Below are 22,701 nucleotides of genomic sequence, written 5' to 3'. Positions count from 1 at the left end.
TTGCAGGGTTGGGGCGTTTTGTGCCGATTGAGACGCAACAGATTGCTCCCGTTGCCGAGCGATTCTTTCGATCTCATAACCCGGGTCGCAGGTTCAAATCCTGCCCCCGCAACCAGACACAAAACTTGAAAGCCAATCACTTGACGGTGGTTGGCTTTTTTGTTGCCCGAGCCGACTGGGCACGAATTGGCCCCGGTGAATGCGCGCGGCCTTTTTGCCACCCATTTTTGCGCAAGTTTTGTCACTGCTCGTCGCTGGTGCCGATGCTGGACCGGCGTTTCGCTCCGTCCACTATCATTCGGGACCGGCCGCGGTGGCAAGCGTCGCCGGGCGGGCCTTGGAACCGCGCACGCCGCAGTGCGCACTTGCGAGAACACGATGAGCAGTCCCCAACGCAACAACCCGCTGCATGGCCTGACGCTGGAGAAGATTCTCAACGAGCTTGTGGCGCGTCACGGCTGGGAGGAACTGGGGCGGCGGCTGAACATTCGCTGCTTCATCCACGAGCCCAGCATTCCGTCGAGCCTCAAGTTCCTGCGGCGTACCCCATGGGCGCGAGCGCAGGTCGAAGTCCTGTATCTGGATACGCTCCGTGCTGCCTCCGGGAAAGGCGACCAATGAAGACGCCGAGCAGACTCGAGCCGCTGGTCGCCGACGGTCTCGTCGACCACGTCATGCGGCAACTCATGAGCGGCAAGGAAGCCACCGTCTATGTCGTGCAGTGTGGCGACGAGTTGCGGTGCGCCAAGGTGTACAAGGAGGCCAACAAGCGCGGCTTCCACAAGGCTGTGGACTACACCGAGGGGCGCAAGATCAAGAACAGCCGCCAGGCGCGGGCGATGGCCAAGCGCTCGCGCTACGGCCGGCAGGAAGAGGAGGCGGCCTGGCAGCATGCCGAGGTCGATGCCCTGCGTCGGCTCGCCGCGGCAGGCGTGCGCGTGCCGACGCCGTACGACTTTCACGAAGGCGTGCTGCTGATGGAGCTGGTCACCGACGAAGACGGCGAGCCCGCTCCCCGACTGAACGACGTCGTGCTGGGCGAGGACGACGCGCGGCGCTTCCACGCCGATCTGGTGCGCCAGGTGGTGCGCATGCTCTGTGCGGGCATCGTTCACGGGGACTTGTCGGAATACAACGTGCTCGTCGATCCCGACGGCCCGGTGATCATCGACCTGCCGCAGGCGGTCGACGCTGCGGCCAACAACAACGCCCGCTCCATGCTCGAACGCGATGTGGACAATCTGGCCGCCTACTTCGGCCAGTTCGCCCCCGAGTTGCGCGATACCGATTACGGCAAGGAGATCTGGTCCGTGTACGAATCGGGCAAGCTTCAACCCGACACGGCACTCACCGGCGTGTTCGTGGCGGAACAAGCGCCCGCAGACGTCGCCGAGGTGATGCAGGTCATCGAGGCGGCGCGCGAGGAAGAGGACGCCCGCCAGGCCGGCAGACACGCGGCCGGGAACCCCTGACGTTCGCGTTGGCGCCGGGCCAGTCGCGCCTCGCCGGCTTTTCCCCAGTTGGCGTGGGCAAGTCTGTGGATAGATGTGTATGGGCGGTCCAAGCCACTGAGCGGGAACGCTTCGCGCCCGATGCCCGATTCGCGGGCACCCCAGTCGATTCGCCGCACACGCGTTGCTGGCCTGTATGCAATGGCACAATCGCACCACGACCACGCACGGGAGGCACCATGCACATCCGCTCGCTCATCCTCGTTGCGCTCGCGCTGACTTTGGGAGCGTGTAGCAACGTGTATTACGACGCCATGGAAAAGGTCGGCGTTCACAAGCGTGACATCCTGGTGGATCGGGTCGAGGCCGCGCGCGACACGCAAAGCGAGACCAAGGAGCAGTTCCTGACGGCGATGGAGCAATTCCGCCAGGTGGTCGATTTTTCCGGCGGTGATCTGGAGCGCGAGTATCTGCGCCTGGACGCGACGCTGCAGCGCAGCGAGCGCGGCGCGGCCGAGGTGCGCGAGCGCATCGATGCGGTCGAGGCGGTGTCCGAGGCATTGTTCGATGAATGGCGCACGGAACTCGAGCAGTACTCCAGCGACCATCTGCGCGCCGAGAGCCAGCGCAAGTACGACGCCACACGGGTGCGCTACGCGCGCCTGATTGCATCGATGCAGGCCGCCGAGGAGAAGCTCGAGCCGGTCCTCGTGCCGTTGCGGGATCAGGTCCTGTTCATGAAGCACAACCTCAACGCCCGCGCCATCGCCGGCCTGAGTGGCGAACTGGCCAGGGTGCAGGTCAACGTCGACCGCCTGGTGCGCGACATGGACGAGGCCATCGCCGAGGCCGACCGCTTCATCGCGACCCTGCAGCAGTGAATTCGCCCGGGGCCATTTGCGCCTTCCGTGTGCGAATGTCCCGGTACTCGGCGGATGCCCTCGGGCTTTCCTTTGATGCTGCAGGAAGTCCTCGCGGCTGAGCCGTCACTTGCCGCGGCCGTTGTGCGCGAGTCCGGCAGCCGCGCGGGCGGTTTCGACCAGATGCTGGCCGAAGATCTCCATGAAACGGGCGGCGGCCGTGCCCAGGGCACGACGCGGGTGGTGGATCCAGGTCAGGCTGCGGGTCACGTGTGGAGCGTCTAGCCGATAGGCGCGCAGGGCGCCGCTTTCGAGTCCATGGTGCACGGTGATCAGCGGAAGGATGGTGACCCAGCGGCCGTGGGTCACCAGTTCGACGATGGCCGACAACGCGTCGATTTCCAGCCGCGGGTCGAGTTCGATGCCGGCGAGGTTGGCGTGACGGTCGATCACGCCGCGCAGGCCGTGCTGGCGCGAGGGCACGACCAGCGGGTAGGCGGCCAGGTCGCGCATGCCGATCTCGCGCCCCAGGCCGAGGTCGTTGCCGGCTGCGGCGACCACCACCATCTCCTCGTCATGGACCGGCGTGGCATTGAGCGCCAGGCGCTGCCGCGGTCGGTTGATGAGCGCGATGTCGAGCTGACCGGCGGTGACCTGGTCTATGAAGAAGGACGAGTAGCCGTTGATCGCGCGTACCACGACGCGCGGGTGGCGCTCGGTGTACTCGGCGAGCGCGCGCGAGAGCACGCCGGTGGTCGATTCCAGAAAGCCCACGCGCAGCTCGCCCGATACGTCCTCTCCGAGCCGGGCGATCTCCTCGCGGGCGTTGGCGATGTCGCGCAGGATGGGCAGGAACAGTCCGAACAGCGTGCGTCCGGCCTGCGTGGGCACCATGCCGCGCGAGGTGCGCTCGAACAGTTTCTGCCCGGTCTCGGCCTCGAGCCGCGCGAGCTGCATGCTCAAGGCCGACTGCACGACGTTCAGTCGCCGCGCCGCGCGCGTGACGTTGCCTTCCTCGTACAGGCACACGAAGTACTGGATCTGGCGAATGTCCATGGCGGGTATCAGTAAATCAGATCGGACCGATCTTGATTGATTATTGGCGCTGATGCCATCCCTTCCATAGACTTTCTCCCACAGAACGAGGGTCATGCTCGGCAATGACCCCGACGAGGAGACAGTCATGGCGCATCGAGCCAGCGTCGCCCCTTCGTGTCCGGGAGCAGTCCGGTGAGTCGCGCGGGGCAGCGCATCATCGTTGGTATCAGCGGCGCCTCCGGCGCGGTGTTCGGCATTCGCCTGCTCGAGATCCTGCGTGAACTCGGGATGGAGACGCATCTGGTGATGTCGCGTTCGGCCGAAATCACGCTGGCGCACGAAACCACCTACAAGGTCGCCGATGTGCACGCGCTGGCCAGCGTCGTGCACGCGCCGCACGATATCGCGGCGGCGATCTCTTCGGGTTCGTTCCGCACGGCCGGCATGATCGTCGCGCCGTGCTCGATCCGCAGCATGTCCGAGATTGCCCACGGTACGACCACCAGCCTGCTCACGCGCGCGGCCGACGTGGTGCTCAAGGATCGTCGGCGCCTGGTGCTGATGGTGCGCGAGACCCCGCTGCACCTGGGGCATTTGCGCACGATGACGCAACTGGCCGAGATGGGCGCGATCGTCGCGCCGCCGGTGCCGGCCTTCTACGGCCGGCCGGAGACCATCGAGGATCTGGTCGATCACTCGCTCGGGCGCGTGCTCGACCTGTTCGACATCGATGCCGGCGTGGTCGAACGCTGGGGCGAGGGCCCGCGTCGCTCACCGCGTGCGCTCGCGCGCGGCTGAGGTGGACGCGGTCATGAGCGCGCATGCTGCACGCGACATTGTCGGCATCGTGCTGGCCGCCGGGCGTGGCCGCCGCTTCGGTGGTGACAAGCTGCGCCGGGCGTTGCCCGACGGCACGCCCATCGGGTTGGCCAGCGCCCGCGCGCTGCGCGCCGCGCTGCCGGGCCGCGTGCTTGCCGTGGTTCGTTTCGGCGAGACCAATCTGCGCGGTGAATTCGAAGCGGACGGAATCGAATGTGTCGAATGCGCGGATGCGGACAGCGGGATGGGGGCGTCGCTGGCCCGCGGCGTCCGCGCAACGGACGATGCCGCTGGCTGGCTGATCGCGCTCGGTGACATGCCCTTCGTGCGCACCGAGACCGTGGCTGCGGTCGCCGCCGCGCTGTCCGACGGTGCGCGCATCGCTGCCCCGATGCATGCAGGGCGGCGCGGACACCCGGTGGGCTTCTCGGCCGACCTGCGCGACGAGTTGCTGACCCTGGGCGGTGACGAGGGCGCGCGCAGCGTGGTCGCGCGTCACCGTCGCGACCTCGTTCCGATCCATTGCGACGATGCCGGAGTTCTTGCCGACATCGATACGCCGGCCGATCTCGCCACCGCCCTGGCGGTGCACGGTGCCGGCTGAACCGACCGGAGGAGACTGTAATGTCCACCGCGATCAAGATCCTGCAAGGCGCCTTCGGGCGCGTGGCGCTGCTGTGCATGGACAAGCACCTGGTGGCGCATGCCCATCATCACTGCCATCTGCTGATCAAACTCAGCGGGGCGGATACGCGCTTCATCGTGCGCGAGCGTGTGCAGCCCCTGACCGACCGCAACGCCGTCGTGGTCAACGCCTGGGAGCCGCACGCCTACGCGCATCACGACGAGGCGGGCATGCCCAGCGTGCTGCTGGCGATGTACATCGAACCGGCCTGGCTGGCCGACATTCAGCGCGCGCTGGCGGTCAGCAGCCATCCGCACTTCTTCCCCCAGTCCTGTGTGGCGATGTCCGATCATGCGCGACAGCTTGCCGACCGGCTCGCGGCAGACATGCTGTTGCCCGAGGGCATCGAGCCGCAGCAACTCGAGGAGCGGCTGTTCGACCTGATCATCGCGATCATCGACCGCAACTCCGAGTGGCGCAATTTCGGTGCGCTGCTGCGCAGCATGCCCGCGTGTTCGATGGATGCGCGCATCCGGCGTGCCATCGTGATGATGCGCGACAACGTCGGCGTCGGGCAGGACATGGACCGGCTCGCAGCCGAGTGCGGCCTGTCGCGCGCGCACTTCTTCGCGCTGTTCCGGCGCTGCACGCGGCTCACGCCTGCCGTCTACGCCAACGTGCTGCGCATGGAGGCGGCGATCCACGAGCTGTCCGGCAGCGTGAATTCGATCGCCGACATCGGCTACGACGTCGGTTTCTCCGCGCCGGGACATTTCACGCGTTTTTTCCGTGACCAGCTCGGCATCACGCCCAGCGAATACCGACGGGTGGTCAGCATCGTCGAGGAGCGCGCGGCACTGGCCGAATGAATCGGCCAGATATTCAGACTCCAGGGTAAACCGTCTTACGAGGCGGTAAAGCCGCCCGTGGCCTTCGTTCTTACCATGCATTGCAGCGCGCGCAGTGCGTGCATCCCTGAACGAGGACCCAGCCCATGCCCAGCAACGCGGGCGCCCAAGCTTCGCATGCCGAGTCACCCGAGCGATATGTCGGGCGTCGCGTCGAGCGCGTCGAGGATGAGGCCCTGCTCACCGGCCGCGGCAGCTTCGCCGACGATCTGGGCGCGCGACCGGGGGCCTTGCACGCGGCCGTGCTGCGTTCGCCGCATGCGCATGCACGCATCCTCGCGCTCGACGTGGCGAGCGCCGAGGCCGCGCCCGGCGTGGTCGCCGTGCTCACCGGCGAGGACGTGCAGCGCTGGTCCGACCCCTTCATTGCCGGCGTGCGGGTGCCCGTGCAGCACTGGGCGCTGGCGGTCGATCGCGTGCGCCATGTCGGCGAGCCGGTGGCCGTGGTCGTCGCGCGCGACCGTTATCTGGCCGAGGATGCGGCCGAGTTGATCCGCGCCGAATACGCACCGCTCGATCCGGTCGTCGGCATCGAGGCGGCGCTGGCCGATGGCGCTCCAATGGTGCACGAGGCGGCGGGCAGCAATGTCGTCGTCGATCGCGACTACCGCTACGGCGACCCGGACGCGGCTTTCGCCGGAGCGGCCCATCGCATCGCGCTGACCGTGCATTACCCGCGCAATTCGTGCACACCGATCGAGGGCGCGGTAGTGGTGGCCGAGCATCTGGCCGGTGACGAGGGCTACGAAGTATTGTCGAATTTCATGGGCCCGTTCTCGCTGCACGCGGTCATGGCGATGGCGCTGCGCGTGCCCGGCAACCGCCTGCGTCACCGAACACCGCGCGATTCGGGCGGCAGTTTCGGCGTCAAGCAGGCGGTGTTTCCGTATGTGGTGCTGATGTGCCTGGCCGCGCGCAAGGCCGGCGCCCCGGTCAAATGGGTCGAGGACCGCCTCGAGCATCTGGTCGCTGCAACTTCGGCCACGGCGCGGCTGGCGCACATCGAGGCCGCGGTGGAGGCCGACGGGCGCATCACCGCATTGCGCATCGACCAGACCGACGACATCGGCGCCTATCTGCGCGCGCCCGAACCGGCCACGCTGTTTCGCATGCATGGCTGCCTCACCGGGGCCTATGCGATCGAGCATCTGGCCGTGCGCTGCCGCGCGGTGCTGACCAATGCCACGCCCACCGGACTGGTACGCGGCTTTGGCGGTCCGCAGGTGTACTTCGCGCTGGAGCGTTTGGTGCGGCGCATCGCGGTCGAACTGGGTGTGGACGTGCTCGACGTCTATCGGCGCAATTTCGTCGCCGTCGACGCCTTTCCCTATCGCGCGCCGGCCGGCGCGCTGCTCGATTCGGGCGACTACGCCGCGGCGCTGGAACTGGCCCTGCGCGACGGCGACCACGACGAGCTGCTGCGTCGCCGCGACGAAGCGCGCTCCGAGGGCCGCTTGTACGGCATCGGCTACGCGGCCGTGGTCGAGCCGTCGATCTCGAACATGGGCTACATCTCGACTGCGCTGACCCACGCGCAGCGCGAGCGCGCCGGGCACAAGAACGGCGGCATCGCCAGCGCCACCGTCAACATCGATCTGCTCGGTGGCGTGAGCGTCGTCATCGCCTCGGCCCCCGCAGGGCAGGGGCACATGACGGTGTGCGCCCAGGTCGTGGCCGACGTGTTCGGGCTCGCGCCCGGGGACATCGCCGTCAACGTCGAGGTCGACACCCTCAAGGACGCCTGGTCGGTGGCCGCCGGCAACTATTCGAGCCGCTTCGCCGGCGCCGTGGCCGGCACCGTGCATCTGGCGGCGGTCGAACTGCGCGAGCGTCTGGCACGCATCGCCGCGCGTCAGTTCGGATGCGCGGCCGACGCGGTCGAGTTTCGCGACGGTCGTGTGGGCCCGCGCGACGTGCCCGAGCGCGCACTGCCGTTCGCGCGTGCGGCAAGCAGTGCGCACTGGGCGCCCGCCTTGCTGCCCGAAGGTGAGACGCTGGGCCTGCGCGTGACGCGTTTCTGGAGCCCGGCGCCGCTCGAGGCGCCCGACGCGAGCGATCGCATCAACACTTCGGCCGCCTACGGCTTCGTCTTCGACCTGTGCGGCGTCGAGATCGAGCGCGACACCGGTCGGGTGCGCATCGACCGCTACGTGACCACCCATGACGCCGGCCGCATCCTGAACCCCGCCTTGGCCGACGGTCAGATTCGCGGCGCCTTCGCCCAGGGACTGGGCGCGGCGCTGATGGAAGAGCTGCGCTACGCCGACGACGGCGGCTTCCAGTCGGGCACCTTCGCCGACTATCTGGTGCCGACCACCTGCGAGGTGCCCGATCCGCTGATCCTGCACATGGAAACACCGTCGCCGTTCACGCCGCTGGGCGCCAAGGGGCTGGGCGAGGGAAACAATATGAGCACGCCGGTGTGCATCGCCAACGCCGTGGCCGACGCGCTCGCGCCGCACGGCGAGATCGACGATCTGCGCCTTCCGCTCACACCCAACCGGGTGCTGTCGCTGATCGGTTTCGACGACCCGCCGCCGAGCACGCCGCTGGAGGCCGCGCGCAGCGAGCCGGCGGCCGGCGGCGGGCGCGCGCTGGCCGCGAGCGGCACCACCGACATCGCGGCGTCGCCCGAGGCGGTGTTCGCGGTGCTGCTGGACCCGGTTGCCCTGGCGCGCGTGATTCCGGGCTGCCATGCGCTCGAAACCATTGGCGAGCATCGGTATCGCGCCGACGTCACGGTCGGCGTCGGCCTGGTGCGCGCGCGCTACGCGGCCGAGATCGAATTGTCCGAACTTGATCCGCCGCGCAGCCTGCGTCTCGCCGGCAGCGGGCTGTCCTCGCTGGGAGCGGCGCGCGGCAGCGGCCGCGTGACGCTGGAGCCAAGCGAGGGCGGCACGCGGCTCGCCTACGACTATCGCGCCGAAGTCAGCGGCAAGGTCGCCGCGGTGGGCGGACGCATGCTCGAAGGCGCGGCGAAGATCGTGCTGGCCGAACTGTTCGAACAGCTCGGTCAGCAGGCTGGCGGCGGCAGTGTCCGTCGGCGCTCGCTGTGGGCGCGACTGCTGCGCATGCTGGGGGTGGGGCGATGAAGCCGGCGGCCTTCGACTGGGTGCGCATCGACGCCGTCGAGGAGGCCTGCGCGCTGCTCGCCGAATACGGTGGCGACGCACGCATCCTCGCGGGCGGGCAATCGCTGATGGCGGTGCTCAACATGCGTCTGGCCCAGCCGCGCGTGCTGCTCGACATCTCGCGCTGCGCGCCGCTCGATCACGTGCGCAGCGACAACGGCATGCTCACCATCGGCGCCGCGGCCACGCAGGCGGCGGTCGAGTGGCGCGCGCATCTGGCCACAGAGGTGCCCTTGCTGGCGCAGGCCTTCCCGCACATCTCGCATTTCCAGGTGCGCAATCGCGGCACGGTCTGCGGCTCGGTCGCGCATGCCGATCCGAGCGCCGAGCTGCCGCTGTGTCTGGCGCTGCTCGGCGGCGAAGTGGTGCTGCGCTCGCGCAAGCGCCGACGCGTGCTTGCGGCCGCGGACTTCTTCCGCGGCATGCTCACCACTGCGCGGCGCGACGATGAACTGGTGGAAGCGGTGCGCTTTCCGCTCGCGCGCGAGGGCGCCGGCTACGCCTTCGACGAGTTTGCGATGCGCCACGGCGACTTCGCCATCGTCGCGTGCGCGGCCGAGGTCACGGCCGAGCGACTGCGGCTGGCCGTCGGAGGGGTGGCCGACCGGCCCTGCGTGGTCGAGTGGGAACGGCTCGAAGGCGACGCGTTGGCCGACGCCATCAACGATTTCGCCTGGAGTCTGCAGGCGCAGGACGACGCGCACGCGAGCGCGGCCTATCGCCGTCATCTGGTGCGTCGTCTCGCACCGCGCGTGATCGCGGCGGCCGAGGCGCTCCGTGCGGGAGAACAGGAATGAAGCGAATCGACGCCGGAAGCCGCGAGCCGGTCACCTTGGTGCTCAATGGGCGCGAATGCTCGGCATTGGCCGAGCCGCGCACCCTGCTGTCGGACTTCCTGCGGAATGGCCTGGGTGCGACCGGTACCCATGTGGGCTGTGAGCATGGCGTATGCGGCGCGTGCACGGTGCGCATCGACGGCGTGGCCGTGCGTGCCTGCCTGACGCTGGCCGTGCAGGCCGAGGGGCTGCGCGTCGACACCGTCGAGGGACTGGCCGCAGCCGACGGCACGCTCGACGAACTGCAACAGGCCTTCCGCCGCCATCACGCGCTGCAGTGTGGTTTCTGCACGGCCGGCATCCTGATGTCGTGCGCGGACTTCCTGCGCCGCGTGACACAGCCGGACGAGGGCGCCGTGCGCGAGATGCTCTCCGGCCATCTGTGCCGTTGCACCGGATACACCCCCATCGTCGCTGCGGTGCTCGAAGTCGCCGCGGCACGTCGACAAACAGACGAGGAGACCCGCGATGCTTGATCTCGGTCGCACCTTCCTGCAAAGCGTGGAACGCAGCCCGCAGGCGCTGGCCGTCGTCGACGGCAATACGCGCCTGACCTACGGCGATTGGGGCGAGCGCATCCTCGCAGTGGCCGGCGGTCTGGAACGCCTGGGCCTGCGCCACGGCGACCATCTGCTGGCAATCCTGCAGAACCGGGTCGAGATGGCGACGCTGCACTGGGCCTGCCAGTTTCTCGGCGTCATCATCACGCCGCTGAACTGGCGCGCCAAACCCGACGAGGTGGAGTACTGTCTGGCGGACTCGGGCGCGCGCGTGCTGGTGTTCGAGGCCGTCGCGGCCGAGGCCGTGGCCGGCTCGCAGACCGCGCAGGGCTGCGTGCGCATCGGCGTGGGTGAGGGCGTCGGCGATGTCGCCACGGTCGCCTTCGCGTCGCTGTACGACGGTCCGGCGCTGACCGGTGGGCCGGGCGCGGGTGCCGACGACGTGTCGCTGATGCTCTACACCTCGGGCACCACCGGCAAGCCCAAGGGCGTGCCGCGCCGCCATCGCCACGAGCGCGCCGCCGCGCTCGCCCATGTGGCGCAGAACCTGTACCGCAGCGGCGAGCGCACGCTCGGCGTGATGCCCCTGTATCACACCATGGGCGTGCGCTCGCTGCTCGCGATGGCGCTCATCGACGGGGTGTTCGTGTGCATGCCGCGCTTCGACGCGGCACGTGCGCTGTCGCTGATCGAGGCCGAGGGCGTGACCAATCTGTACCTGGTGCCGACCCTCTATCATGACCTGCTGGCCCATGCAGACTTCGCCACGCGTGACATCTCCAGCGTGCGCAAGCTCGGCTTCGCCGGCGCACCGATGCCCGACGGGCTTCTGCTGCGACTCGAGCAGGCCTTCCGGCCGGAACTGTTCGTCAACCACTACGGCAGTTCCGAGGTCTATACCTTTTCGATCAACCAGGATGCACGTGCGCGTCCGGGCAGCGCCGGGCGTGCCGGCATCAACGCGCGGCTGCGCGTCGTGCGCCTGGACGCCGAAGGCCCCGACGGGATCGCGGCGGTTGGCGAGGAAGGGCAGATCATCGCCGATCTCGCAGGCGACGAGGCCTTCGACGGCTACTGGAAGCGTGCCGATGCCGACGCCAAGGCCCTGCGCGGCGGCTGGTACTTCACCGGCGACACCGGCTATTTCGATGAGCGTGGCGAGCTGTTCGTGACCGGGCGCGTCGACGACATGATCATCAGCGGCGGCGAGAACATCTCGCCCGTGGACATCGAATCGGTGCTGTCGCTGCACCCGGACGTGGACGAGGTCGCCGTGGCGGGGCTCGAGGATGAACGCTGGGGTCAGCGCGTGGTGGCCTTCGTGCGCCGCCGTTCCGGCACGGCGGTCGATGCCGACGCGCTCGACGCGTACTGCCGCTCGACCGATCTGGCCAACTTCAAGCGCCCGCGCGAATACGTCTTCGTCGCCGAGGTACCCAAGTCGCCGGTCGGGAAGATCCTGCGCCGCAAGCTCGTTGCCGGCGAGTACGAGGCCGAGACCGCTTCCGAATCCCTTTGAACCCATTCACAGGAACCATCGCCATGTCCCGACTCGACCATCCTGCCCATCATCTGCTCGACGAACTCGATGGCTTCCGTGTCGCCATCGACGCCGAGCGCGAGCGCGCCGACATCATCCTCGACCGTCCGCCCTTCAACATCGTCAGCATGGCCCAGCGCGACCAGCTGCGTCTGATCTTCGAGGCGCTCGACGTCGACGAGCGCGTGCGCGTGATCGTGTTGCGCTCGGTGGGCGAGCATTTTTCCAGCGGCGGCGACATCAAGGGCTTTCTCGAGGCCGAACCCGAACACGTGTCCAAGCTGGCCTGGAACATCGCCGCGCCGGCGCGTGCCGAGAAGCCGGTGATCGCGGCCAACCGCGGTTACTGCTTTGGCGTCGGCTTCGAGCTGTCGCTGGCCTGCGACTTCCGCATCGCCACCGACACCACGCTCTACGCGTTGCCCGAGCAGCGCCTCGGGCAGATTCCCGGCTCGGGCGGCTCGGCGCGGCTGCAGAAGATGGTCGGCATCGGTCGCACCAAGGACATCGTGATGCGCTCGCGCCGCATCTCGGGTCAGCAGGCGCTCGACTGGGGTATTGCCGTGGACTGTGTGCCCGATCGCCAGCTCGAGGCCGCCACCGATGCGCTGGTCGACGAGTTGCGTGGTTTCTCGCCGATCGCGCAGCGCACCGCAAAGAAGCTGCTCAACGACACCGAGGACGCACCGCTGGCCATCGCGATCGAACTTGAGGGTCACTGCTACAGCCGCCTGCGCACCTCGGATGACTTCCGAGAGGGCGTCGAGGCCTTCCACGCCAAACGCAAGCCGAAGTTCACCGGACGCTGAAGCGTTGTCATGAAGGAAGTCCCGCTCATCCTCGATGCCTGGAAGCGTGCGCTGGATGCCGGCGACGAGGCGGTGCTGGCCACCGTCGTGCGCATCGCCGGCTCGTCCTACCGCAAGCCCGGCGCACGCATGCTGATCACGTCCGACGGGCGCAACATCGGCACGGTCAGCGGCGGCTGCCTCGAGCGCCATCTTGTCGAACGCGCGTGGTGGCTGACGGAAGAGGGTGCCGTGCTGTGCCGCTTTGACACGCGCGCGGACGAGGACGCGCAATGGTCCTTCGGTCTGGGCTGCAACGGCGAGGTGCACGTCCTGCTCGAGCGCGTCGGTGCGCACCATGCGCGCGAGGCGTTCGACGCGCTGTGCGCGGTGCGCGAGACCATGCGCCCGGCGGCCACGGCGGTCGTGATCGCCGCCGACGCGGGCGGCGGCGCGCAGGTGGGCGAGCGGCTGCTCTTGATGCCCGACGGCACGCTCGCATCGCGCGTGGAAGATCCTGCGCTGGCGGATCGGATGGCCGCCATGCTGCGTGAGGACGGCCGTTGGCCGCGCTACCGACGCCTGGCCTGTGGCGCGGGCAGCGTGGAGGTGGCCTGCGAGCGGATGATGCCACCGCAGCGTCTGGTGGTGTTCGGCGCCGGTCACGACGCGGTGCCGCTGGTCTCCTTCGCCAAGGCGCTGGGCTGGCACGTGTCGGTCGCCGACGCTCGCGCGCAGTACGCACGTCGCGCGCGTTTCCCCGCGGCCGATCGCGTCACCTCGATGGGTCCCGACACGACGCTGGAGCAGTGCGGCGTGACGCCCCAGGCGGCGGTGGTGGTGATGACGCACAGCATCGAGCAGGACCGCGCACTGCTCGCGCGCCTGCTCGCCACCCCGCGGTCCTATGTCGGCCAACTCGGCCCGATGGAGCGCACCGAGCGCATGCTGTGCGAGATCCGTGACGCGGGCGGCGCACCGCTGTACACCGATGGTCTGCATTACCCGGTGGGGCTGGACATCGGCGCCGACAACCCCGAGGAGATCGCGCTGGCCATCGTCGCCGAGATCCGCGCGCATTTCGCCGGCCGTGCCGAGGCGGCCACCGGCAGTGTGCGCCGCGCACGCACGGTGGCTTCGTAGGTCGGGCGGAGTGTGTCGGAATTCGCTTCGCCCATCCCGCCTACGACAATGGCGTAGGGCGGATCAGCGGAGCGTAATCCGCCGTATGGATGGCCAATACGGCGCAATGCGCTTCGCTTATTGGCGCCCTACGCTCTGAAACCCGCGTATTCATCGAATCAGCGTTTCCTGAATGGGGTAAACAGCGTGTTCATGGCGGCTGTGGTCAGGCTGTGGGCACGACCCCGACGTTCTGATAGATGTGCTTCACCTCGGTGAAGTCGTGGATGGCGTCGTAGCCGTGCAGCCGCCCCAGGCCGCTGCGACGGTAACCGCCCGTTTCGGCCTCGGCGAAGAGCTTGTTGTGGTCGTTGATCCACACCGTGCCGTTGCGCAGCGCGCGGGCCACGCGCATCGCACGCGCGCCGTCGTGCGTCCATACACTGGCCGACAGGCCGAACTCGCTGTGGTTGGCGCGCGCGACCGCGTCGCGCTCGTCTTCGAAGCTCTCCAGCACAAGAAAGGGGCCGAAGATCTCGTCCTGCACGAAGAAGGCCGAGGTGTCGCGGTGGAAGACCAGCGACGGCGCCATGAAGTGACCCGTCGCCGGCGCGTCGGCGGGACGCCCGCCGGACAGCAGCACTTCGTCGGCCGCATCGAGCGCAGCGGCGACGCGCTCGCCTACATGGGCATGCGCGGCCGCGTCGATGAGCGGACCGATGTGCGCGCCCTCGCTCTCGCCCGGCGCGATGCGCAGCGAACGCAATGCGCTACCCAGCGCGACCTTCATCTCGCCGAGACGTGCCGCGTGCACCAGCACGCGCCGTGCCGCCGTGCACTGCTGGCCGGAAATGATGGTCGCCGCGGCGGCCAGTTTCGGCGCGACATCGAGGATGTCGGCATCCTCGAAGACCAGACAGGCGGATTTTCCGCCCAACTCGAGCGAGAGCTTCTTCATCGTCGGTGCGGCGTCGGCCATGATGCGCTGGCCGACCGCGTTCGAGCCGGTGAAGCTGAGTACGTCGACTTCGGGTGATGCGACCAGGGTCTGCGCGACCGCATGCCCCGTTTCGCTGACGAGATTCATGACGCCGGGCGGCAACGTGTCGACGGCCGTCAGTTCGGCCACGATGGCGGCGGTGATCAGCGCGGTCTGCGGCGCGGGCTTGACTACCGCGGTACAGCCGCAGGCCAGCGCCGGCGCGAGCGAGCGCACCAGCAGCACCACCGGCGCGTTCCACGGCACGATGATGCCGGCCACGCCGGCCGGTTCGCGCAACAGGGTCGAGTACGCGCCGGGTTCGACTTCCAGTACGTGTCCGGGCAGGTGACGCGCCAGACCCGCGTAATAACGTACTTCGGAGATCGCGCCGGCGATCTCGCCGCGTGACTGCGCCAGTACCTTGCCGTTCTCCAACGTCAGCAGTCGCGCGAGCGCGTCCGTGCGTGCCTCCAGCCGGTCGGCCCAGGCCAGCAGAACGGCTTGACGCAGGCGCGGGGCCTGCGCCCAGTCCGGTCGCTCGAAGGCGCGTCGGGCGGCGGCGATGGCAGCCTCGGCGTCGGTCTTGTCTGAATCGGCGAAGCGGCCGATGAGGGTGGCGCGCGCGGGGTCGCGGGCGTCGGCGAATCGTCCCGCGGATGCCGCCTGCCAGTGGCCGTCGATGTGGTTGAGCGCCTCGCTGATCATCGCTCGGCCAGTGGCGTGCCGGTCAGCGCGTCGGTGCCGGTGGCCGAGACGACTTCGTCGAGGTCGACCTCGAACTCGCCGGGGATGCGCACGCGTGTGAACACGTGCTCGGACGAGGTCAGTGGCTTGGTCGCATCCAGTCCCATCTTGGCGCCGAAGCCCTGCCAGTGGGGCGGCGGCTTGTTGCCATCGAACGCGACCGTAGTGGACGGATCGAGTGCCGAGCCCTGGGCGCCGGCCACGACGACCAGGTCGCGGTCGGCCTGGAATCGCGTGGCGACCGCCCATTCGACTTCGAGCGGGTTGTGCACGTCGACGTCGTCGTCGACCACGATCACCTGCTTGAGGTCATAGTGGCCGCCGAAGGCGCCGAGGATGACGTTCTTGGCCTGGCCCTCGCGGTTCTTCTTCATCTGCACGAAGAGGTGATAGCGCCCCACGCCGCCGATCGACAGATGCACGTCGGTCACGTTCGGGAAGCTGCGCTGCAGATGGGCCAGCAGCGTGGCCTCGCGCGGGATGGCGCCAAGCAACAGGTGCTCCATCTCGGCCGGGATGATGGTGTGGAAGATCGGGTCGTGGCGGTGCGTGACGGCGTCGATGGCGATGACCTCGCGCTCTTCGCGCGCGCTGTAGTACTTGGGAAACTCGCCGAAGGGGCCTTCCGGGCTGCGCTCGCCGGGCAGCAGGCGGCCTTCGATGACGATCTCGGCCTCGGCCGGTACGCGCACCTCGTTGGTGACGCACTTGGCCACCGGCAGCGGCTGGCCATGCAGCGCGCCGGCGATCTCGAGTTCGTCGAAGTCGAGCGGGGCGATGGCCTGCGAGGACAGCGCCGTGAGCGGGTCGACGCCGATCGCGATGGCGACCTCCAGAGCGTCGCCGGCCGCTTCGGCCGTCTGGAAGAAGGCAAACAGGTGCCGCGGCAGGATCAGGATGCCGAGCCGGTCCGGTCCGCTGATCTGGATGCGGTTGATCGACACGTTCTGCACGCCGGTGCGCGGATTGCGCGCGATCACCAGACCGGCCGAGATGTAGGGGCCGTAGTCGTGTTCGCTGTGCGTAGGGATCGGCAGCAGATCGAGGATGTCGAGCCCGCCGTTGCGAAAATCGTGCACGACCTGCCTGCACGGCGCCGCCGCGCTGTCGACTTCCCGCCACGGCAAGGGGTTGTCGGCAGCATGGCGAAAGCGTGCGAGCAATTCACTGCCCGCCACGCCCATGGCCTCGGCAATCCATTCGCGCCGTGACATGAAGCCCGACACCACCGGCATGGCATGATCGCCCGGCGCCAGAAACAGTGCGGCCTGCCGTCCGTCGAGTCGCTTGGCGATGGCGGCCAGTTCGTGTTCGAGCGAGACCGGCTTGCGGATCGCGGCCAGGCGGTCGGTCGCGGCAAGGTGACGCAGCCAGGCGCGCAGATCGCGCCACGGTGTCGGATCGGTAGTCATGGAGCTCCCCCGTGAGCGTGTTTAGCCGAATATACGTCGCCGTGCCACGCGTGCGCTTACCCTGCGATCCCGGTGTTTACCCTGGAGTCGGATCGCGCTGTACGGGACGCCCCGCACAATCAGACTCATTGGTAATTGGCGCGATCCACCGGTAACGCGCGCGGCCGACGCTGCGCATAAATTACGCTTGAGGATCGTCCGGGCTTGCGCAGGGGTAGGGCGAACATTCGGATTCCAGGGTAAGCGCCGGCGCGTTCCGGGCGCTAGCCTGCCGGCTGAAGAGGTCCTGATGGTGGCGCGTCCACGATTGTCCTGAGCGGCAAGCTCGTCCGCAAAGAGGAGTCGATGAAGTCATTCCTGAATCCGGCGGCGCTGATTGCGCTCGGTTGGTCGGTATTCCAGATCTGGATGGCCTGGGGTACGCCGATGAATCTCATCGCGGCCGTGCCCGTGCACGTGATGTTCGCCGTCGCGCTGACCTTCGTCACGCAGCCGCTGGTGCCTGGCAGCATCGGCCGGCCGAGCGTCGGGCGGGCGCTCGACTATGTCTGCGTCGCCCTGGCGGTGGCGATCGCCGCTTACTTCCTGACGCAGGAAGGGCGGCTGACCACGCGCATCGCATCGGTCGACCCCTTGATGACTTCGGACTACGTGGTCGGCGTGCTGACCCTGTTGCTGGTCATCGAGTCCGTGCGACGCGCACTGGGCTGGGGGCTGACCATCGTGATCCTGGTGTTCCTGGTCTATCAATTCATCGGCCCCTTCCTGCGCAGCGTTCCCCTGCTGGAGACGATCGCACACCGTGGCCAGCCGACGATGCGTTTCGCCGAATACTTCTTCGACATGCAGATCCTGCAGAACGAGGGCGTGTTCGGCATTCCCAGCGTGGTGTCCTACACGCAGGTGTTCTATTTCCTGCTGTTCGGTGCCTTTCTCGAACGTTTCGGCGGGGGCAAGCTGTTCATCGACCTGTCGATCCTGCTGGTCGGGCGTTTTCGTGGCGGCATGGCCAAGGTGTCGATCGTCTCGTCGACGCTGTTCGGTGCCGTCAGCGGCAGTGCCACGGCCAATGCGGCGGTGATGGGAACCCTCACGATTCCGGCGATGAAGCGCTCCGGCATGAAGGCCGAGGAGGCTGCGGCGGTCGAGGCCAGCTCGTCGACCGGCGGACAGCTGATGCCACCGGTGATGGGTGCGGCGGCCTTCCTGATCGCGCAGTTCATGGGCGTGCCCTATCGCGATGTGGCGATCGCGGGGCTTCTGCCGGCGCTGCTGTTCTATGTCGCGCTGTACTTCGTCATCGACGCGATGGCGCGCAAGCGCGGCTACCGTGGGCTGGAACGTCACGAGATCGAGGTCGGCTGGCCGGACGTGTTCCGGCGCCTGTACCTGTTCGCGCCGGTGGTGTGGCTGGTGTGGCAGATCATGATCGGTCGCGCGCTCAGCTCGGCCACGCTGGAGGCGGTGATCCTCACGATGGTCCTGGCGGTCCTGACCAACGCCGTCGTCGCGCTGCGCGAAGGCGGTCTGCATGCCGTGCTGCCGGCGGCGTGGTCGGTGATCCCCGAGTCGGTGCGTGCGCTCGAGAACGGCGGTCGCGCAGCGGTCGCCGTGGCGATTCCGTGCGCGGGCGCGGGCATCGTGGTCGGCATCGCATCGATGACCAATCTCGGCCTGACCTTCGGCGGCTTCGTGTCGCTGCTCTCCGGCGGCATGCTGATTCCGGCACTGCTCATCATCATGATCATGGTGCTGATCATGGGCATGGGCATGCCGACCACCGCGGCCTACATCATGGGTGCCGTGCTGGCGATTCCCGCGCTCGACATGCTCGAGGTGAATCTGCTCTCGGCGCATTTCTTCGTACTGTATTTCGCGGCGCTGTCCATGGTCACGCCGCCGGTCGCGCTGGCGGCCTTCGTCGCCGGCGGCATCGCCAGGGCCGACGTGTGGCAGACCGGCCTGTATGCCTTCCGCTTCAGTCTGGCCGGCTTCATCGTCGCGTTCGCGCTGGTGCTCAGCCCGGCGTTGCTGATGGTCGGAGAGTGGGAGCGCATCGTGCTCGCCACGGTGACCGCGACCATGGGCTGCTACGTGCTCGCCGCCTGCGTGGCCGGCTACCTGCGCCGTAACAACACGTTGATCGAGAACCTGCTGCTGTTCGTCGCCGCCTGCCTGCTGATCGCACCGATCGCGCAGGCCTCGGCGAGCGGCCTGATCCTGTTCGCTGCGGTGTGGTTGTGGCAGAGACGTCAGCCGCGCGCGAGAACCATCGCACCGTAGTCATCATGCCGGCGCAGACCGGCCAATCACGAGGAGGTAGACGACATGTTGCACTCAATCCGCAAGCACATCACCGGGATCGCCATGGTCGCGACGCTGGCCGCACCGGGGCTGTCGATGGCAGCCGACCCGGCCGAGATCCGCTTCGCCGCGGCACCTACCGGCAGCACCTGGTACGCCTACGCCGGGGCCTTTCGCGCGGCCGCGCTCGAGGCCTTGCCGGCCGGTTCGGTCATCGAGATCATGAATACGCCAATGGCCATCGCCAACACCAAGTTGCTCCACGGTGAGCGTGCCGACATGGGCATGATCTTCCCGCCGGTGGCGAGCTGGGCGACACAGGCTTTCGGCCCGTTCGACGCCAAGGTCGACAACGTGCGCGGCCTGGTCGGTGGCGTCGACGAGTACTTCCAGCGCATCACGGTGCAGAAGGACTTTCCGCTCGAGTCGTTGGCCGACATCAAGGCCAAGAAGATCGCCGTGCGCATCGGTACGGGCCCGCAGGGCAGCCTCAACGAGTACATCGCGCGACTCATCCTGGCCGCCAACGATCTGACCTACGAGGATATCGAGAAGCTCGGTGGCAGCGTGACGATGAACGGCTTCGGCGTGCTGCGCAACGAGTTCGGCGACGGTCGCATCGACATGATCATCGGCATCACGACCGAAGGCCATCCCAACACCGCCCAGTTGTCCATCGCACCGGGTCACCGCTTCCTGAGTCTGAGCGACAAGGCGGTCAAGTACCTGCAGGAGTACGGTTTCCAGCCGGCGACGATGCCCGCCAACATGTTCGAAGGCCAGAGCGAGCCGGTAGTCGGCGTGGGTTTCCCGACCTCGCTGTACGTGACCGAGTCGATGTCCGACGAGCACGCCTATCTGCTCGCCAAGGGCATCATGGAATCGCGCGAGAGCCTGATGCGCCAGTTCGGTTCGATGCGCAACTGGAAGCCGGAGAATTCGGCCTCGATGGACGGGCTGCAGATGCCGCTGCATCCGGGCGCCGAGCGCTACTACCGCGAAGCCGGCCTGCTCAAGTGAGCGGGCAGGAAGCAGCCGACCAGCGCCCGGCGGGCCGGGCGCTGGTCGAGGTGCTCGCTGCCAACGGAGTACGCCGCATCTTCGGCGTGCCCGGCGAGAGCTACCTGCCGGTACTCGACGCGCTGGCCGAGCCCGGTGCGCCCGAGTTCATCGTGTGCCGCCATGAAGGCGGCGCGACCATGATGGCCGAGGCCCACGCCAAGATCACCGGCGTGCCGGGGGTGGCACTCGTTACGCGTGGGCCGGGCTCGGCCAATGCCTTTTCCGGCCTGCATGTCGCGCGCCAGGACTCGACGCCGCTGCTGCTGCTGGTCGGGCAGGTGCCGCGCGACATGCTCGGACGCGAAGCCTGGCAGGAAGTGAGCAACGCGTGGTTTGCCGGCATCGTCAAGTGGTGCGCCCACATCAACGATGCGGCACGTCTGCCCGAACTGCTCGAGCGTGCGCTGCTGGTGGCGCAGAGCGGACGGCCCGGGCCGGTCGTGCTGTGTCTGCCGGAGGACATGCTCTACGACAACGTCGAGATGATCGCGCCGCGTGCCGTACGACCGGCGCGACCTGCGCCCGAGGGTGCGGCGATGCGGGTCATGACGGAGTTGTTGCGCGCCGCCAAACGGCCTTTGATGCTGGTCGGCGGGACCGGCTGGACGGATGACGCGCGTGATCGCATCCAGGCCTTCGCCGAGCGCGCCCGTGTGCCGGTGGCGTGCGCGTTCCGGCGCCAGGACCGCTTCGACAACGCCCACCCGAACCATGTCGGCGAAGCCGGCCTGGGCATCAATCCGGCGCTGCGCGAGCGCATCGCGGGCGCCGATCTGGTGCTCGGCGTGGGTACGCGCCTGGGCGACATCGTCACCAGTCACTACGAAAGCCTGCGGGTGCCGCACCCCCGGCAGCGTCTGGTGCATGTGCATGTCGATGTCGACCAGATCGGCGCCGTCCATCGCCCCGATGTCGGCATCTGTGCCGGTGTGGCCGAGTTCGCCGCGGCGCTGGACGACGTAACGCCCGATGCGGAGGTGGCCGACGTGCGCAGCGCCTGGCTGGCGGCTGCGCGCGAGGACTACCTGCGCTGGAGCGAGCCCACGCACCTGCCCGGGAGCGTGCAGTTGGGCGAGATCGTCGCGTGGATGTCCACGGCGCTGCCAGAGGACGCCATCGTCACCAATGGCGCGGGCAACTACACCTTGTGGGTGCAGCGTTTCCATCGCTACCGTCGCCTGGGCGGTCAGCTGGCGCCGACCTCCGGTTCGATGGGGTACGGTCTGCCGGCGGCGATCGCGGCCAAGCTGGCCTTCCCGCAGCGCACCGTGGTGTGCTTCGCGGGCGACGGCTGTCTGCAGATGACCGGGCAGGAGCTGGCCACGGCGGTCGCATATGGCGCGGCGGTGATCGTCGTCGTCGTCAACAACGCGAGTCTTGGCTCCATTCGCATGCATCAGGAGCGCGTCTACGGGCGCCGCTTCGGCACCGATCTGCACAACCCGGATTTTCTCGCGCTGGCCACCGCCTATGGGGTGGACGCCCGGCGCGCGGAGGATCTGGACGAATTCGTCGACAGCTTCGAATGGGCACGCGGGCTGGGTCGGCCGGCGCTCATCGAACTGCGTCTGGATGCGGCGATTCTCAAGCCCTGAACAGGCAGGGCGCTCGCGTCAGTGCGGCTGTTCGCGTTCGCGCAGGCCGTCGACGCGCAAGGGGAGCGGATTGACGTAGCGAAAGCCCTGGCCGAGCAGGTGGGCGATTTCGGGGAAGCCGGACGAGATCACGCGCACGAAGCCGTGCATGTCGTCCGGCTCGTAGCCGGCCGCGCGCAAGGCGTCGTTGCACATGCGGAACTCGATGCCGTCGCGCGCCAGTTCGGCCATGCGGTCGACGACCGGCTGGTAGGTCTCGTAGTTTTCCTTGGCGAAGGCGCGCAGTTCAGGGCCATGCGTGACGATGACCTTGCGGCCGGCCACGTGCCGCTGGGCGTTGCGCACGAAACCGTAGAGCACGTGCAGGTCATTCGGGTCGCGGTAGTTGACGTCGAAGACCAAGTCCATCGCCGGGTAGGCTTGCAGGGCGGTCTCGGCGCTGCCGTAGGGTGCGAACTCCTCGGGCCAGGCCGCCGGCGCGCCGGCGCACAGTGCCATGGCGAGGAGTGCCGGCGCGCAGCGCCGCATGCGTGACAGGGCGGGTAGGCTCATGTCCGGTGAGCGCGTCAGTCCGCCCGTTGCGCGAAGCGGATGCGCTCGGTGCCGTCCGGAGCGCTGTCGAGCAGTTCGACCTGGATGAGCTGGCCGGTGCGCTTGTGGATCTCCGCGAGGCTGAGGTTGATGACCTCGACCTCGAAGAGCACGTAGTCGTCGTGCTCCATGAAGCCGATGGGGCCGAACAGCACGTCGCGCAACCGCGTCCATTCGATCGGCTCGGTCACGCCGTCTTGCTGGCTGTCGCGGAAATGGTCGTAGATCACCGCCGACGCGCGGCTCTGGAACAGGCCGACGCCTTCGACGTAGGTATAGTCTTTGGGTTTTCCCATGCTGGATTCTTCCTTCTGGGGCCTGTCTGGCGGCAGGCCGGATGCCGATTCCGGCGATGCTATCACGCGGCGGGCGCGCCCCGTTTGCGGAACGATC

Annotated in this window: 20 protein-coding genes; 15 read left to right on the top strand and 5 right to left on the bottom strand. The window is 68.1% G+C overall.

Translation table 11 applies throughout. The annotated features are described in order from the left end of the window. Positions 1–378 precede the first annotated feature (378 nt). The 3 genes from C0099_RS09930 to C0099_RS09920 all read left to right on the top strand — a co-directional run bounded on the left by C0099_RS09930 (position 379) and on the right by C0099_RS09920 (position 2,332). Positions 379–621, top strand: a complete 243-nt coding sequence (locus C0099_RS09930; RefSeq protein ID WP_102247284.1) for a VF530 family protein — start codon at positions 379–381, stop codon at positions 619–621. Then, entirely contained in the window at positions 618–1,472 is an 855-nt protein-coding gene (locus C0099_RS09925) for a PA4780 family RIO1-like protein kinase (RefSeq protein ID WP_102247283.1), read from the top strand. The genes C0099_RS09930 and C0099_RS09925 overlap by 4 nt, the downstream gene beginning before the upstream one ends. Before the next feature lie 218 nt (positions 1,473–1,690). Continuing rightward, on the top strand, positions 1,691–2,332 hold the full coding sequence (locus C0099_RS09920) for a DUF2959 domain-containing protein (protein ID WP_199797593.1): 642 nt from the start codon (positions 1,691–1,693) through the stop codon (positions 2,330–2,332). Between the two features lie 105 nt (positions 2,333–2,437). Here C0099_RS09920 and C0099_RS09915 read toward each other — a convergent pair whose 3' ends face one another. Beyond that, on the bottom strand, positions 2,438–3,367 hold the full coding sequence (locus C0099_RS09915) for a LysR family transcriptional regulator (RefSeq protein ID WP_164084901.1): 930 nt from the start codon (positions 3,365–3,367) through the stop codon (positions 2,438–2,440). A 174-nt stretch (positions 3,368–3,541) separates the two neighbouring features. On the opposite strand from C0099_RS09915, the gene C0099_RS09910 reads away from it, so the two are divergent. The 9 genes from C0099_RS09910 (at position 3,542) to C0099_RS09870 (ending at position 13,639) form a co-directional block, all read left to right on the top strand. Beyond that, on the top strand, positions 3,542–4,147 hold the full coding sequence (locus tag C0099_RS09910; RefSeq protein WP_102247281.1) for a UbiX family flavin prenyltransferase: 606 nt from the start codon (positions 3,542–3,544) through the stop codon (positions 4,145–4,147). Positions 4,148–4,160: 13 nt separating this feature from the next. Next, complete coding sequence (locus C0099_RS09905; protein ID WP_102248466.1) at positions 4,161–4,772, top strand: nucleotidyltransferase family protein; 612 nt, start codon at positions 4,161–4,163, stop codon at positions 4,770–4,772. A gap of 20 nt (positions 4,773–4,792) precedes the next feature. Further along, positions 4,793–5,662, top strand: coding sequence for a helix-turn-helix transcriptional regulator (locus C0099_RS09900; RefSeq protein WP_102247280.1), 870 nt, complete (start codon positions 4,793–4,795; stop codon positions 5,660–5,662). A gap of 125 nt (positions 5,663–5,787) precedes the next feature. Further along, positions 5,788–8,793 (top strand): xanthine dehydrogenase family protein molybdopterin-binding subunit, encoded by a 3,006-nt coding sequence (locus C0099_RS09895; protein WP_102247279.1) that lies wholly within the window; start codon positions 5,788–5,790, stop codon positions 8,791–8,793. Next, complete coding sequence (locus C0099_RS09890) at positions 8,790–9,629, top strand: FAD binding domain-containing protein (protein ID WP_102247278.1); 840 nt, start codon at positions 8,790–8,792, stop codon at positions 9,627–9,629. Before C0099_RS09895 ends, C0099_RS09890 begins: the two co-directional genes overlap by 4 nt. Further along, positions 9,626–10,144 (top strand): (2Fe-2S)-binding protein, encoded by a 519-nt coding sequence (locus tag C0099_RS09885; protein WP_102247277.1) that lies wholly within the window; start codon positions 9,626–9,628, stop codon positions 10,142–10,144. The genes C0099_RS09890 and C0099_RS09885 overlap by 4 nt, the downstream gene beginning before the upstream one ends. Beyond that, positions 10,137–11,687: an AMP-binding protein gene (locus tag C0099_RS09880; protein WP_102247276.1), complete on the top strand. Its 1,551-nt coding sequence runs from the start codon at positions 10,137–10,139 to the stop codon at positions 11,685–11,687. The genes C0099_RS09885 and C0099_RS09880 overlap by 8 nt, the downstream gene beginning before the upstream one ends. A gap of 23 nt (positions 11,688–11,710) precedes the next feature. Further along, complete coding sequence (locus tag C0099_RS09875) at positions 11,711–12,517, top strand: enoyl-CoA hydratase/isomerase family protein (RefSeq protein WP_102247275.1); 807 nt, start codon at positions 11,711–11,713, stop codon at positions 12,515–12,517. Positions 12,518–12,526: 9 nt separating this feature from the next. Further along, a complete protein-coding gene (locus C0099_RS09870) occupies positions 12,527–13,639 on the top strand; it encodes an XdhC family protein (RefSeq protein ID WP_102247274.1) in 1,113 nt (370 codons plus the stop codon). A gap of 205 nt (positions 13,640–13,844) precedes the next feature. On the opposite strand, the gene C0099_RS09865 is transcribed toward C0099_RS09870, so the two are convergent. Together C0099_RS09865 and C0099_RS09860 are read right to left on the bottom strand one after the other, a co-directional pair. Further along, positions 13,845–15,305 (bottom strand): aldehyde dehydrogenase family protein, encoded by a 1,461-nt coding sequence (locus C0099_RS09865; RefSeq protein WP_102247273.1) that lies wholly within the window; start codon positions 15,303–15,305, stop codon positions 13,845–13,847. Next, positions 15,302–16,756, bottom strand: coding sequence for a UbiD family decarboxylase (locus tag C0099_RS09860; protein ID WP_102247272.1), 1,455 nt, complete (start codon positions 16,754–16,756; stop codon positions 15,302–15,304). The genes C0099_RS09865 and C0099_RS09860 overlap by 4 nt, the downstream gene beginning before the upstream one ends. Positions 16,757–17,101: 345 nt before the next feature. Here C0099_RS09860 and C0099_RS09855 point away from each other — a divergent pair, with 345 nt between their 5' ends. The 3 genes from C0099_RS09855 to C0099_RS09845 are packed head-to-tail and all read left to right on the top strand — an operon-like array spanning position 17,102 to position 21,717. Continuing rightward, on the top strand, positions 17,102–19,039 hold the full coding sequence (locus C0099_RS09855) for a TRAP transporter permease (RefSeq protein WP_102247271.1): 1,938 nt from the start codon (positions 17,102–17,104) through the stop codon (positions 19,037–19,039). A gap of 45 nt (positions 19,040–19,084) precedes the next feature. Next, positions 19,085–20,080 (top strand): TAXI family TRAP transporter solute-binding subunit, encoded by a 996-nt coding sequence (locus tag C0099_RS09850; protein ID WP_102247270.1) that lies wholly within the window; start codon positions 19,085–19,087, stop codon positions 20,078–20,080. Continuing rightward, positions 20,077–21,717 carry a thiamine pyrophosphate-dependent enzyme gene (locus C0099_RS09845; RefSeq protein ID WP_102247269.1) on the top strand — a complete coding sequence of 547 codons (1,641 nt, stop codon included), beginning with the start codon at positions 20,077–20,079 and terminating at the stop codon, positions 21,715–21,717. Before C0099_RS09850 ends, C0099_RS09845 begins: the two co-directional genes overlap by 4 nt. Positions 21,718–21,735: 18 nt before the next feature. Here the strand turns inward: C0099_RS09845 and C0099_RS09840 are convergent, their stop codons facing one another. Next, complete coding sequence (locus C0099_RS09840) at positions 21,736–22,269, bottom strand: DsrE family protein (RefSeq protein WP_199797592.1); 534 nt, start codon at positions 22,267–22,269, stop codon at positions 21,736–21,738. 14 nt (positions 22,270–22,283) lie between these two features. Next, entirely contained in the window at positions 22,284–22,604 is a 321-nt protein-coding gene (locus C0099_RS09835; protein WP_164084831.1) for a hypothetical protein, read from the bottom strand. Positions 22,605–22,701 lie beyond the last annotated feature (97 nt).

Origin of the sequence: Pseudazoarcus pumilus, assembly GCF_002872475.1 — a bacterium.
GTDB classification, from domain to species: Bacteria; Pseudomonadota; Gammaproteobacteria; order Burkholderiales; family Rhodocyclaceae; genus Pseudazoarcus; species Pseudazoarcus pumilus.
This window is presented reverse-complemented; position numbering and strand designations above follow the sequence as displayed.